Source organism: Pseudomonas sp. R5(2019), from assembly GCF_009905435.1.
GTDB lineage: Bacteria > Pseudomonadota > Gammaproteobacteria > Pseudomonadales > Pseudomonadaceae > Aquipseudomonas.
In genome coordinates this window covers 53,783-67,125 of sequence record NZ_JAAAMT010000032.1, presented here as the reverse complement: position 1 = coordinate 67,125, position 13,343 = coordinate 53,783, and the positions used below count along the sequence as shown (strand labels likewise).

The 13,343-nt window shown below is 59.5% G+C and carries 12 protein-coding genes; 7 read left to right on the top strand and 5 right to left on the bottom strand.

Features of this window, described 5'->3' with window-relative positions; genetic code table 11:
• Nucleotides 1-191 precede the first annotated feature (191 nt).
• Nucleotides 192-2,330 carry a bifunctional diguanylate cyclase/phosphodiesterase gene (locus tag GUY40_RS19400; RefSeq protein ID WP_166570519.1) on the bottom strand — a complete coding sequence of 713 codons (2,139 nt, stop codon included), beginning with the start codon at nt 2,328-2,330 and terminating at the stop codon, nt 192-194.
• A 129-nt stretch (nt 2,331-2,459) separates the two neighbouring features.
• On the opposite strand from GUY40_RS19400, the gene uvrD reads away from it, so the two are divergent.
• The 4 genes from uvrD (at nt 2,460) to GUY40_RS19380 (ending at nt 6,698) form a co-directional block, all read left to right on the top strand.
• A complete protein-coding gene (gene uvrD, locus GUY40_RS19395; RefSeq protein ID WP_166570518.1) occupies nt 2,460-4,643 on the top strand; it encodes a DNA helicase II in 2,184 nt (727 codons plus the stop codon).
• A 26-nt stretch (nt 4,644-4,669) separates the two neighbouring features.
• Nucleotides 4,670-5,110 (top strand): EamA family transporter, encoded by a 441-nt coding sequence (locus GUY40_RS19390; RefSeq protein WP_166570517.1) that lies wholly within the window; start codon nt 4,670-4,672, stop codon nt 5,108-5,110.
• 199 nt (nt 5,111-5,309) lie between these two features.
• Nucleotides 5,310-6,173 carry a Tim44 domain-containing protein gene (locus GUY40_RS19385; RefSeq protein WP_166570516.1) on the top strand — a complete coding sequence of 288 codons (864 nt, stop codon included), beginning with the start codon at nt 5,310-5,312 and terminating at the stop codon, nt 6,171-6,173.
• A gap of 117 nt (nt 6,174-6,290) precedes the next feature.
• A complete protein-coding gene (locus tag GUY40_RS19380; protein ID WP_093377876.1) occupies nt 6,291-6,698 on the top strand; it encodes an SMI1/KNR4 family protein in 408 nt (135 codons plus the stop codon).
• A 7-nt stretch (nt 6,699-6,705) separates the two neighbouring features.
• On the opposite strand, the gene GUY40_RS19375 is transcribed toward GUY40_RS19380, so the two are convergent.
• Complete coding sequence (locus GUY40_RS19375) at nt 6,706-8,469, bottom strand: cation:proton antiporter (RefSeq protein WP_166570515.1); 1,764 nt, start codon at nt 8,467-8,469, stop codon at nt 6,706-6,708.
• Between the two features lie 319 nt (nt 8,470-8,788).
• Here GUY40_RS19375 and GUY40_RS19370 point away from each other — a divergent pair, with 319 nt between their 5' ends.
• Nucleotides 8,789-9,274, top strand: a complete 486-nt coding sequence (locus GUY40_RS19370) for an acyl-CoA thioesterase (RefSeq protein ID WP_166570514.1) — start codon at nt 8,789-8,791, stop codon at nt 9,272-9,274.
• Here the strand turns inward: GUY40_RS19370 and pdxY are convergent.
• Nucleotides 9,247-10,143: a pyridoxal kinase PdxY gene (gene pdxY / locus GUY40_RS19365; protein ID WP_166570513.1), complete on the bottom strand. Its 897-nt coding sequence runs from the start codon at nt 10,141-10,143 to the stop codon at nt 9,247-9,249. The genes GUY40_RS19370 and pdxY overlap by 28 nt on opposite strands.
• 116 nt (nt 10,144-10,259) lie before the next feature.
• On the opposite strand from pdxY, the gene GUY40_RS19360 reads away from it, so the two are divergent.
• On the top strand, nt 10,260-10,652 hold the full coding sequence (locus tag GUY40_RS19360; protein WP_166570512.1) for a DUF3301 domain-containing protein: 393 nt from the start codon (nt 10,260-10,262) through the stop codon (nt 10,650-10,652).
• A gap of 12 nt (nt 10,653-10,664) precedes the next feature.
• Here GUY40_RS19360 and GUY40_RS19355 read toward each other — a convergent pair whose 3' ends face one another.
• Nucleotides 10,665-11,639: a GTP-binding protein gene (locus GUY40_RS19355; protein ID WP_166570511.1), complete on the bottom strand. Its 975-nt coding sequence runs from the start codon at nt 11,637-11,639 to the stop codon at nt 10,665-10,667.
• A 24-nt stretch (nt 11,640-11,663) separates the two neighbouring features.
• Between GUY40_RS19355 and GUY40_RS19350 the strand changes: the two genes are divergently transcribed.
• On the top strand, nt 11,664-12,017 hold the full coding sequence (locus GUY40_RS19350; RefSeq protein WP_166570510.1) for an NADH:ubiquinone oxidoreductase: 354 nt from the start codon (nt 11,664-11,666) through the stop codon (nt 12,015-12,017).
• 75 nt (nt 12,018-12,092) lie between these two features.
• Here the strand turns inward: GUY40_RS19350 and zigA are convergent, their stop codons facing one another.
• Entirely contained in the window at nt 12,093-13,301 is a 1,209-nt protein-coding gene (gene zigA / locus GUY40_RS19345) for a zinc metallochaperone GTPase ZigA (RefSeq protein WP_166570509.1), read from the bottom strand.
• Nucleotides 13,302-13,343: the final 42 nt, after the last annotated feature.

The following is a 13,343-nucleotide window of genomic DNA, read 5'->3' as shown; positions in this document are numbered from 1 at the left end:
GCGGCCCCGGCGATTCCGAAACCGCCCGCACTCCCAGGGCTTGTCGTAGATATCACCGGCCTCGGGGGCTGCTGCGCAGCCCATCGCGGCCAGGTCCGCTCCTACAAGGGTTGCGTCGTTCTATTCCTTAACTGACTGGCATTGGGGCAAGCCCGGCTCCTACATTCCCGCTTAGGGTTCCGCCCCCGCCCTTAGACATCAACCCCCACCGCCAACAGCCGTGCCAAGGCCTGTGCCGGTACCGGCCTGCTGATCAGAAACCCCTGCACTTCATCGCACCCCAGCGCCCTGAGAAACGCCAGTTGCTCGTGGGTTTCAACGCCCTCGGCAACCACCTGAAGCTCCAGGCTATGGGCCATGGCAATAATCGCGCGGGTAATCGCCGCGTCTTCACTGCCTTCGTTCAGACCGCGGATAAAGCTCTGGTCGATTTTCACGCAGTCGACCGAAAAGCGCTTCAGGTAGCTGAGCGACGAATACCCGGTGCCGAAATCATCGATGGCAAGCTTCACCCCCAGTTCTCGTAGCTGGGCGAAGGTCGCAATGGTGTGCTCGACGCTATCGAGCAGCTGGCTTTCCGTTAATTCAAGCTCCAGTCGCTGAGGCGCCAGCCTGCTGTCATCCAGCACCTCGCGCACCAGCTCGATCAGCGTGCCCTGACGTAATTGATGCACCGAAAGATTGACCGACATTCGGATAGGCTCAAGACCCTGGCGCTGCCATTCGGCTGCCTGCCGACAGGCCTGACGCAGGACGAACTCACCGATCGGTCCGATCAACCCGGTTTCTTCGGCCAGCGGGATAAAGTCCCCCGGCGGGACCATGCCCCGTTGCGGATGGCGCCAGCGCACCAGCGCCTCGACGGCCTGTAGCCGACCGGTGTGCAGGCTCAATTTGGGTTGGTAAAACACCTCAAGATGGTGTTCATCGATGGCCTTGCGCAACTGATTCTCCAGCTGCAACCGCTCCAGGGTACTGGCCTGCAGGCGCTCGGTGTAAAACTGCAGGTTGTTGCCACCCAAGTGTTTGGCATGTTGCATGGCCATGTTGGCCTGGGTGATCAAGGCTTCGGCCTGGCGGGCATTGTCCGGCAGCAGGCTGATGCCGACCGAGGCACTGATCACCAACTCATGACCGGCCACCGACAGTGGCGCACGCAGTTGTGCCAGCAACTGGCGAGTAGTCTGGGTCAGACCGGCAACGCTGCTGTAGAGATCGACCAGCACCGCAAACTCGTCGCCGGAAAGACGCGCGACGGTATGGGCCTGGGGCAAGGTCGTGCTGATGCGCACCGCCATCTGCTTGAGCAACTGATCGGCCACTTCATGGCCCAGGCTTTCATTGAGCAGCTTGAAGCGGTCCAGGTCGATGTGCAGTAGCGCCAGGTGGCGCCCGCTGTTGCGGGCCTGCTCGCTGGCGTCGTGCAAGCGCTCCTTGAACAGAGTGCGGTTGGCCAGCCCCGTCAACTCGTCGTGATGCGTCAGGTAGCGCATGCGTTCTTCACTGCGGCTCAAGGCACGGTCTCGCAGGTGCAGCGCTTCGCTGCGCTCGACCACGCGTTGCTCGAGCCCGGCCTGTACGGCGCGCAGTTCCTGCTCTACGCCCCGGCGTCGGTCGATTTCGCACTCAAGGTCCCTGTTCAGTCGCTCACTCTGGCTTTGCGCCAACTGCAAGTGGTCAATCAATTCCTGATTGCGAAAGCGCCGCAGCAGGCCCTTTTCGATCAGGCGATTGACCTGCAGGGCCACCACCAGCAATGCCGCAAAGCCGATCAGGCCCAGCCAGCCCCAGGCCCTCTGCAAAGGGTCGCCACCCCAGAACAAATAAGCGATGGGCGGTAGCAGGCAAGGCAGGGCAAAGCTCAGAAAGGCCGGAAGGCTGACGGCATAGGCCACACTGGCACTGAGGGTCGCGGCGCCCAACAGACCGAACACCCAGGCCTGCTGGACGAAATCATCCACCGGCGCCAGGGTGATCGCGGCGCAGGCCAGGGTCAGTCCGCTGGCACTCGACCCCACCAGAAACATCCGCCCCCAGGTTGGCTGGGCCTGGCGACCGGGCATCGCTGCGTCGAAGGCCGCTACCTGAATCACTCGCAATGTCACCAGTGCCAGCAGCCACGCCAGCCAGATGCTGACCTGCAGATACCGGTGGGGGCTCCACAGCAGCCAGGCGCAGAGCACGCCATTGAGCAGCATGAACAAGGTGGGCAGCAGGGAGCCTTGATACAACAGACGGGTACGCTCCACGGCCAGCTGGGTCGCGAACTTCTCACGGATATCACGGTGCGTGGGCGCAACAAGGCTCGCGCAGGCAAAGCGAGGGTTCATAGGCAGGTGTTCTTATTGATGTGAGCCCAAAAAGTTCATGGAGCATACACAAGCCACCTCGTCGACCAAACTGCCCCTCGTCATCAATTGAGTTTGCCCCTGGCGCCCGCGGCACCCTAAAATGCCCGGATGCGCGATGACCTCTCCCTTCTGCTGAACTCCCTTAACGACGCTCAACGGCAAGCCGTTGCAGCGCCTGTCGGCCGTCAACTGGTGCTTGCCGGTGCCGGCTCGGGCAAGACCCGAGTCCTGGTGCACCGCATTGCCTGGTTGATCCAGGTCGAACAGGCCTCCCCCCATTCGGTCCTGTCGGTGACATTCACCAATAAGGCGGCGGCAGAAATGCGCCAGCGGATCGAGCAACTGATGGGCCTCAACCCGGCCGGCATGTGGGTCGGCACCTTCCACGGCCTGGCGCACCGCTTGCTGCGTGCGCACTGGCAGGAAGCCGGGCTGAACCAGAACTTCCAGATCCTCGACAGCGATGACCAGCAACGGCTGGTCAAGCGGGTGATCCGCGAACTGGGGCTCGATGAGCAGCGCTGGCCTGCACGCCAGGCCCAGTGGTTTATCAACGGCCAGAAAGACGAAGGCCTGCGCCCGCAACATATCCAGCCCAGCGGTGACCTGTTCCTGGCCACCATGCGCTCGATCTACGAAGCCTACGAGGCAGCCTGCCAGCGCGCCGGGGTCATCGACTTCTCGGAATTGCTGCTTCGCGCGCTGGACCTGTGGCGCGATCATCCCGGATTGCTCGAACACTACCAGCGGCGCTTCCGCCATGTGCTGGTCGACGAGTTCCAGGACACCAACGCCGTGCAATACGCCTGGCTGCGCCTGCTGTCCAAGGGCGGCGAAAGCCTGATGGTAGTGGGCGACGATGACCAGTCGATCTACGGCTGGCGTGGCGCCAAGATCGAGAACATTCATCAATACACCGCCGACTTCCCGGACGCCGAGTTGATCCGCCTGGAGCAGAACTACCGCTCCACGGCCGGCATCCTCAAGGCCGCCAACGCCCTGATCGTCAATAACAGCGGGCGCCTGGGCAAGGAGCTGTGGACCGAAGGGGGCGACGGCGAGCCTCTGAACCTGTACGCCGCCTTCAACGAACACGATGAAGCCCGCTATGTGGTCGAAACCATCGAAAGCGCGCTGAAAACCGGCCTGGCCCGCAGCGACATCGCCATTCTCTACCGCTCCAACGCCCAGTCCCGGGTGCTTGAAGAAGCCTTGCTGCGCGAACGCATTCCGTATCGCATTTATGGCGGCCAACGCTTCTTCGAACGGGCCGAGATCAAGAACGCCATGGCGTACCTGCGCTTGCTTGAAGGGCGCGGCAACGATGCGGCGCTGGAGAGGGTGATCAACGTGCCGCCCCGCGGCATTGGCGAGAAAACCGTTGAAGCCATCCGCGAGCATGCGCGCCACGCCGAAGTCTCGATGTGGGAATCCATGCGCTTGCTGATCGCCAACAAAGGCCTGACCGGACGCGCCGGCAATGCCCTGGGCGCCTTTATCGAGCTGATCGAGAACCTGGCGGCCAAGGTGCTGGAGATGCCACTGCACTTGATGACCCAAACGGTCATCGAGCAGTCCGGCCTGATCACTTATCACCAGGAAGAGAAAGGCGAAAAAGGCCAGGCACGGGTAGAAAACCTTGAGGAACTGGTGAGCGCTGCGCGCAACTTCGAGAACGCCGAAGAAGACGCCGAGCTGTCGCCGCTGGCGGCCTTCCTGGGCCATGCCTCTCTGGAAGCCGGCGACACCCAGGCTGACGAGCACGAGGACAGCATCCAACTCATGACGCTGCACAGCGCCAAGGGCCTGGAATTCCCTCATGTGTTCCTGGTGGGCATGGAAGAAGGCCTGTTCCCACACAAGATGAGTCTGGAAGAGCCTGGCCGCCTTGAAGAAGAACGCCGCCTGGCCTACGTAGGCATTACCCGGGCCATGCAACAGTTGGTCATGACCTATGCCGAGACCCGGCGCCTGTACGGCAGTGAAACCTACAACAAGGTGTCGCGCTTCGTACGCGAGATTCCGGCCGGCCTGATCCAGGAAGTGCGCCTGTCCAACAGTGTCAGCCGCCCGTATGGTTCGGGCCAGAAGCAGAATTCGAGCAGCATTTTCGCCAATGCGAACATTCCGCAAACCGCGTTCAACCTCGGTGACCGGGTACAACATTCAGTGTTTGGCGAAGGCGTGATCCTCAACTTCGAGGGTTCCGGGGCCCAGGCGCGGGTTCAGGTCAATTTCTCCGAGGGCAGCAAATGGCTGATGCTCGGTTACGCGAAACTGGAAGCCATCTGATCAACGCCGACATCTGAGGGGGCTGCATGGGTTCCGGGTTCTTTTCCTCGTGGACATTCTGGGCCCTGCTCTCGGCGGCGTTTGCCGCCTTGACAGCGATCTTCGGCAAGATCGGGATCACCGGCATCAATTCCGACTTTGCCACCTTGCTGCGCACCTGTGTAGTACTGGTGAGCCTGGGCTTGATCCTCTATGTCACCGGCCAATACCAGTCGTTAAGCTCCATATCGCCGCGCAGTTATCTGTTCCTCATCCTGTCCGGTTTGGCTACGGGCGCTTCATGGATCTGTTACTTTCGCGCACTGCAACTGGGCCAGGCCTCGCTGGTGGCGCCTGTGGACAAACTCAGTGTGGTATTGGTCGCGGTGCTGGGCGTCACCCTGTTGGGTGAAAAGCTCGACCTGCGCCAATGGGCCGGCATCAGCCTGATTACGGCGGGGGTGGTGCTGCTGGCCTGGAGGCGTTGAGGTCTGAAGTTGCTCCTACGGTCGGGGTTTCACTCGACCGTTGGCGAATAGGCTTACAGTGTTCACAGACAAACACGACAGTCAGCTCCAGTGGACTGTGCTCCATCAAGCAAAAGCTCGAAACACTATGGCGCTGGTCATGCTCTCTGGAGCTGTGCAACATGACGCGCGTGCAATCCACAAACGAGAACTCCCTACTATGCAACGATTTCTAAGCATCGCCCTGGCGTTGTGCATCGGCTTGACGCTGAGCATCGACGCCAACGCCGCCAAGCGTTTTGGTGGCGGCAAGAGCATGGGCTCAGCGCCGACCCATCAAACTCGCCAGGCTGCGCCAACCGCACCCGCGGCAGCGCCTAACGCTGCCGCCCGTCCTCCAGCGGCAGCTAGCGGTGCTTCGCGCTGGCTCGGCCCTCTGGCCGGTATCGCCGCCGGTGGCCTGTTGGCTTCCATGTTCATGGGCGACGGCTTCGACGGAATGCAAATCTTCGACATCCTGATCATGGCGGTCATTGCCTTCCTGATCTTCCGCTTCATCGCCGCGCGCCGTCGCAAACAACAGCAGCCACAAATGGCCGCTGCTGGCCACGCTCCATTCCAGCGCGAAGCATTCGAACCACAACAACCGGCTCAGCCGTCCGTATTCGGTGGCGCTTCTGCTGCACCGGCTGCACGTCCGGTCATCAACGCGCCGGCCTGGTTCAACGAGCAAAGCTTCCTGGCCGCCGCACGTAACCACTTCCAGTCGCTGCAGCAGCACTGGGACGCCAACGAAATGGACAAGATTACCGAGTTCGTCACCCCGCAAATGCTGCAGTTCCTGAAACAGGAACGTGCCGACCTGGGCGACGGCTTCCAGTCGACCTACATCGACGATCTGAACGTGCAACTCGAAGGTGTCGACGATCGCGCCGACAAGACCATCGCCACCCTGACCTTCACCGGTGTGTCGAAATCCTCTCGCTTCGACCAGGGCGAAGTGTTCAGCGAAAGCTGGAACATGGAACGCGCCCAGGGCGAAAACCAGCCTTGGCTGGTCGCAGGTATCCGCCAAAACGGCTGATCCTCGGCATTGCACAAAAAAACCCCGGCTCAGGCCGGGGTTTTGCATTTTTAACATTGCACTAATATCCAGCTAAGGTATAAACCGCACCGCGTTAACAGGTCAGAGGAAACTGCCGTGGAAGAAGTCATCGAACAACTCCGTGAAGCCAACGAACCGGTTCCGGTCCCCCTGGAGTTGCCAGACGAAGACCAGCTGGTCGAAATCGAAGAAGAGTTGTTCATCAACATTCCTTTCGTGTTCAAGGAATTCCTGCTGACCGTCAGTGACGTGGTCTACGGCAGCCTGGAGCCGGTCACCGTCACCGATCCGCAGTCGCACACCTACCTGCCAGATGTAGCCGCCAACGCCTGGGATGCCGGCGTGCCACGCGACCTGATCCCGATCTGCCAGGATGGCGACGATTTCTATTGCGTCGAGGAAGACGGCACCGTGGTGCTGTGGTCCGGCGAAGAAGAAATCGTCACCGAAGAGAGCTGGGAGTCAGTCTGGCACTGGGCTCGGGATGTCTGGCTGGAAAGCTGACCCTGCTTCAATGTCCGCTTGAGTCCTGGTGGTTGTCGAGGGTTTCCAGCAAGGCCACTTGCATGCGGGTGTGAACCCGAATGAGCCAGCGCCACAGTACCGCGGCAGTCGCGGCGGCCACCAGGATCACCAGCAGCAACAGCTCGTTGGTCGGCAGAATGCTGGCCGACAGGGCCGTCAGTAGCACAAAGATCACCACCAGCGATAACAACGGGATCACTTCGGCGATCACCCGGCGCACGCGCTGTGTGTGACGACCGGCCATTTCCGGTTTCACGCCCATCTCTGCCAGCAGCATCGACAGGGCCTTGAGCTTGCGGTACGCAGCGATCAGGAATGGCAGCGAGAGCAACAAGGCAGCTCCCCAGATCAGTGCTTTCTGCCAGCTCACATCATTGAGCCAGGCATTCAAATACTCGCCAATCGGCTCGGCAAAGTAGCCGCCACTGAAAAAAATCCCCACCACCAGCGCCAGGTTGACGCCAACCTGCAGCAGGATGCGCCGGATCATCGAGGCCAACATCGCCCCCTCGCCCTGCGGCTGGATATTGCGCAGCCACTCGCCATACAGCCCGAAAACCCGCGCCACGCGCGTCGGCACCACCGCCGCGAGCTTGCCGGATAGCGGGTCCGCGCCACGAATCAGGTAAGGCGTCAGCAAGGTGGTGATCGCCGACACCGCGACGGCCACGGGGTAGAGAAAGTCGCTGGTGACCTGCAACGTCATGCCCAGTGCCGCGATGATGAAGGAAAACTCGCCGATCTGGGACAGCCCCATCCCCACCCGCAACGAGGTACGCCCATCGTTACCGGCAATAAAGGCGCCCATCCCGCAGGAGAGCATCTTGCCCAGGACCACGGCGATGGTGATCACCACAATCGGCCAGGCATAGGCCACCAGGATTGAGGGGTCAATCATCAGGCCGATGGCAACAAAGAAAATGGCACTGAACATGTCGCGAATTGGCTCGATCAAGCGCTCGATCTTCAGCAATTGACGCGACTCTGCCATGATCGCGCCGATCAGGAACGCACCCAGCACCATGCTGTACTCCAGCTTCACCACCAGCAAGCAGAAGCCAAAGCACAGGCCCAGTACCGTCACCAACAGCATCTCATTGCTTTCGAACCTGGCCACATAGGCCAGCAAACGTGGCACCAGCAGAATGCCGATCACCAGCGCCACAACCATGAACAGCGACAGCTTCCCGACCGTGGAAAACACTTCACCGGAGCTTACCGTGCCACTCACGGCAATGCCCGAGAGCAAGGCTATGATGCCGATGCCAAGAATGTCCTCGACGATCAGCACACCGAAGATGAGCTGGGCAAAGCGCTGGTTTTTCATCTTCAGGTCGTTGAGGGCCTTGACGATGATGGTGGTAGAGGAAATGGCCAGGATGGCGCCGAGGAACAGCGAGTCCATGGTGCTCCAGTCGAACCAGCGACCGATTTCATAGCCAATCCAGATCATCAGGATGATTTCCAGAAAGGCTGCGATAAAGGCCGTGGCGCCCACCTTGAACAGTTTGCGCAGGCTGAACTCAAGGCCCAGGCAGAACATCAGAAAGATCACCCCCAGTTCCGCCAGGATCTTGATGGTTTCTTCATCATGGATCAGGCCGAAGGGCGGCGTGTGCGGGCCGATAATAAAACCAGCGACGATGTAGCCGAGCACGACTGGCTGCTTGAGGCGATGAAACAGAATTGTCACGACACCGGCTATCAGCATGATTACGGCCAAATCCTGAATAAAGCTGATGGCATGCACGGCGTGACACTCCTTTTCCAGACAAACGAACCGCCCGCAACAACGCTCAGAATTCACTGATTGAGTTGCAGAAATTTAGTGTTTCTAATGTAGGAAGCTTCCGGGAAGAAGCTCATTGCAGGTTAACACCGGCGTTTGCGGCAAAACGCCGATGCAATATGTAGAAACAGATGGGCCGGTCAGCCGTAGGAAATGGCACGATCCGCGTGACGGCAACGGCACTGCCAGCGTCCCGAATAAGATGGGAATCGTTTAAGGGGATAGATGCATGCATAGATCTGCCGCCCCGTTATCACCGCAACCTAACCGTGAGCACACTATGGAACCCGGAAACGCCCAGCTGTCGATGACCGTCCTGATGACCCCGGACATGGCCAACTTTTCTGGCAATGTTCATGGCGGGACCTTGCTCAAATATCTCGACGAAGTGGCCTACGCCTGTGCCGCCCGCTATGCAGGCAGTTACGTGGTGACTCTCTCGGTGGATCAGGTAATTTTCCGTGAACCGGTGCATGTCGGCGAGCTGGTGACCTTTCTGGCGTCCGTCAACTACACCGGTAACACCTCGATGGAGGTGGGCATCAAGGTGGTGACGGAAAACATCCGCGAGCGCTCGGTCCGTCACAGCAACAGCTGCTTCTTCACCATGGTCGCCGTGGATGATGATCGCAAGCCGGTCAGCGTTCCTGCGCTGCAACCGACCACCAGCGAAGAAAAGCGCCGCTTCCTGCAAGGCAAGCAGCGCCGGTTGATTCGTCAGGAATTGGAAAAACGCTATCAGGAACTCAAGGCCGACGCGCTGTAAGCCGGCAACCGCGTCGCCTGGAAGCGAACGCGCGGATGAACGATGCGGTCCTGGGCCCGCACCAGCTGCAATTCGTAGCTGGCGCTGGCCTGGGTTTCAAGCAGCACCTCATGCACGGCTGCGGCGGTAAACTCGAACGCCGTCAGCAGGTCATCGCCCAACAGCAGGCGCGCCAGGAACAATCCTGAGGTCAGGTCCCCCACCCCCACCGGATGACGCGGAAAGGCCAACAGCGGGCGCCTCAAGTGCCAGCTGCCCTCGGCTGTCACCAACAGCATCTCGAAATGCTCGGACGATTTACCGGGGTATATCAAGTGCTTGACCAGCACCGCACGCGGCCCCCGCTGGAGCAGCTCACGGGCCATGGCCACGCAGTCCTGCAGCGACTCGGCGCTACGGTGCAAGAAGGTATTGAGTTCCAGCTGGTTGGGGCACAGCAGGTCAGCGGCGGCTACCGCTTCATGAAGCAGAAAATCGCTGACCTCGGGAGGGACGATGCAGCCCTTCTCCGGGTGGCCCATGACCGGGTCGCACAAATACAGCGCATTCGGGTTCACCGACTTGATGCGCGCAACACCAGCCAGGATGGCTCGCCCTTGGGCTGCACTGCCCATATAGCCGGACAGCACCGCATCGCAATTGCCCAACTCACCGATCGTCGCGATCCCCTCGATCAACGCAGGAATTTGTTGCGGCGCCAGCGGTTCTCCCGCCCACTGGCCATACTGAGTGTGGTTGGAGAACTGCACGGTATTGAGAGGCCAGACTTCGACCCCGATGCGCTGCATGGGAAACACCGCCGCGCTGTTGCCGGCGTGACCGAAGACCACATGGGACTGGATAGCTAACAGGTGCGGTGTACGTTTCATGCAGGGATCCTGGACGACGGACGGAAATTCAAAGCACGCAGTATGGCGCCAAATGTGACCTGTACGACAGACCGTAGACACAGTTAAGCTGAACACACTTAGTCGGAGTGATCGTAATGCTTACCCTCGGAAATCTTTTCGTGTTGATGCTTTTAGGTACCGCTGGTGCCTGGCTCTGGCACAACCATGGGTTGCGGGAAAAAGCACTCGAAAGGGTAAAACAGCATTGCGCCAAGCTCGACATCGAACTGCTCGACGGCAACGTGGCGTTCAAGCGCTTCACCTTTGCCCGCGACGCCCAGGGTCGGCGCCGGTTTGCGCGGGTTTACACTTTCGAGTTCACGGTCACGGGTGAACAACGCCACCCGGGCATGATCACCCAGTTCGGCGCTCACACGGTCCAGATTGAACTGGCACCCTACCCATTCGAAATCAAACCACCGCAATCGAGCGCCGACGTCATAGAGATGAACCAGTGGCGGCAGGAACACAACCGCTGGCGGCGGTGAAAGGCGGAGTTTCTAAACCGGGCCTTGTCGGCAATCCAGAAAGTCTGTTTCAAGCACTGCCGCGTCCTGTGGATAACTGAAAATCAGCTCAAGGCGAGAGTCTTTTCGCCATTCACTGGGCTGCCAGTTCAATGCCTGGCGATCCAGCGCATTGGCTGAATACCACCCTTGCGGGCTGTGGATAACCATTTTTGCCCGACACCACTCCAGACGCTCGATCCAGGCCTGGATTTTCGCCAGGTCGAAAGACTGGCTAGGGTGCCAGCACCAGCCAATACTCCAGTTCTCGCCCTGTTGATAACTCTGGACGATAGGTTTTTTCGTATCGGTCCAGATAATGGGTGATGATGATTTCGCTGTGGGTAACTCTACCTTGCTCGCTACGAAATACTTATCCACAGGGGATTCCGGCAGCGTGGAAAACGCTAATTTGCCCTGCTCCGTCCAGATTAAATCTGTATCAGCAGGCAGAAGCTTATTTATCCACAAGCGCTTTTCTTCTTCGATTGCCTGCGATTTATTCAACACCAGCAACCCCATCTCCGGCAACGCCAGCTGCTGAGCCTCCGGTATAAGTTGTCCACAGGCCAATGCCTGGGCGTCCAGGACCATCACGCCCGGCTGCACAGCTAATACGCCCTTCCAGGGTGCCTGGCGTAATTGCGCCAACAACTGCAGCGGATGCCCCAACCCGGACGGTTCGATAAACAGGCGGTGTGGCCGGGCCTTGCGCAACAGCCGGCCCAGACCCACCTGAAACGGCGCACCGTTGACGCAACACAGACAACCGCCCGCCACTTCGGCGAGTGCGATACCCTCTTGATCGGTGGTCAGCAACGCCGCATCGAGACCGATCTGACCAAACTCATTGATCAGCACTGCCCAACGCTCGTCTGCCGGCCGCTGGGCCATGAGCTGGCGTATGACGGTGGTTTTACCGGCCCCCAAGGGCCCGGTGATGACATGGGTGGGGATATCTTTCAGCATGCTGGATGACTTATGCGAGTGAAAATGCGAACACTGGGAGGCTGCCTGCTGATGCTTGCCTGCACTCAGGTACACGCCGAGGCCTGTGTGGTGCACAGCTCGGGCGAGGGCCTGAAGATGAAAGTCTGCCAGCAGAATCGCACCATACCGCAAAAGCTCTTCCATGATGGCTTTTGCCAACCGACGTTACCTGGGCAACAAGTCAGCGTGGAGTTTGTTGATCAGTGCCCTTTCGGGTCCTTCGGCGTTTGCAGCGACGCTCATGTGGACAATATGCCCTACCGCCAGGATATCCACTATTACGGCGTTGCCAGCGATGCGCGTTACCTCAAGCCATTCTGTGAACAGAACAGCAAGGGGCTGTGGATAACGCCCTGAATCACTCCAGCCAGTCGAGTCTCAACATCAAACGGTGCTCCTCGGCCGTGTCCCCGAACAATTGTCGAGGCTTCATCAGGCTGCCTCTTCGTCGTGCCAGGTGCCAAACGGGTCGGTCAACAACGCCCAACTTTCGGGGCCTTGAGCCATCTCTTCATCGGTCAACAGGCAGGCTTGCAGTTGACTTTGCAGGTGGTTGAAATCGATATGCTGGCCGATGAACACTAATTCCTGACGGCAATCGCCATACGTCGGCGTCCAGTTTTTCCTGATAGCCGCCACGCTTTCAGCGTCTTGCGGCCACTGCTGTTCGGGGACAAAACGCCACCACCGGCCGGCAAAGCCACTGCGCATCATGCCACCGGCCTGAGACCAGCTGCCGGCCTCCTGGTATTTGCTGGCCAGCCAGAAGAAGCCCTTGGAGCGCAGCAGTTTGCCGTTGCTCCATGGTGCGTTCAGAAAGTCGAAGAAGCGTTGTGGATGGAAGGGCCGACGCGCCTGCCAAGCGGTTGAGGCGATGCCGTACTCTTCTGTCTCCGGGCTGTGCTCACCGCGAAGGGTCTGCAACCAGCCCGGCGCCTGGGCGGCGCGTTCAAAATCAAACAGGCCGGTATTGAGAATTCGCTCCAGCGGTATGTGGCCCATCACCATGGGAATGATCTGAGCCTGAGCATTGAGCCGCTTCAGAATGGCAACCAGCTCTTCGCGTTCGTAGCTGCTGATCAGATCGATTTTGCTGACGAGGATGACGTCGGCGAACTCGACCTGCTCGATCAACAAGTCAGTAATCGAACGCTCGTCTTCCTCACCCAGGGTTTCACCACGGCTGGCCAGCTCGTCTGCCGCCTGAAAGTCGCGCAGGAAGTTCATGCCATCGACCACCGTGACCATGGTGTCGAGCCGGGCCTTGTCGGCCAGGCAACGTCCCTGATCATCGCGAAAGGTGAAGGTCTCTGCCACCGGCAACGGTTCGGAGATACCTGTGGATTCAATCAGCAGATAATCAAAACGACCTTCCTCGGCCAACCGGCCGACTTCTTCGAGAAGGTCTTCTCGCAGCGTGCAACAGATGCAACCGTTGCTCATCTCGACCAGTTTTTCTTCCGCGCGGTTGAGGCTGACATTGCGTTGTACTTCGCTGGCATCGATGTTGATTTCACTCATGTCATTGACGATCACAGCCACCCGAAGGTTGTCGCGATTGCGCAGCACATGATTGAGCAAGGTGCTTTTACCAGCTCCTAAAAAACCGGAAAGGACAGTAACGGGCAGGCGGTTGGTCATGTTTGTTTCCTCATCGACGCAGATTGGCGAGCGGCATCACGT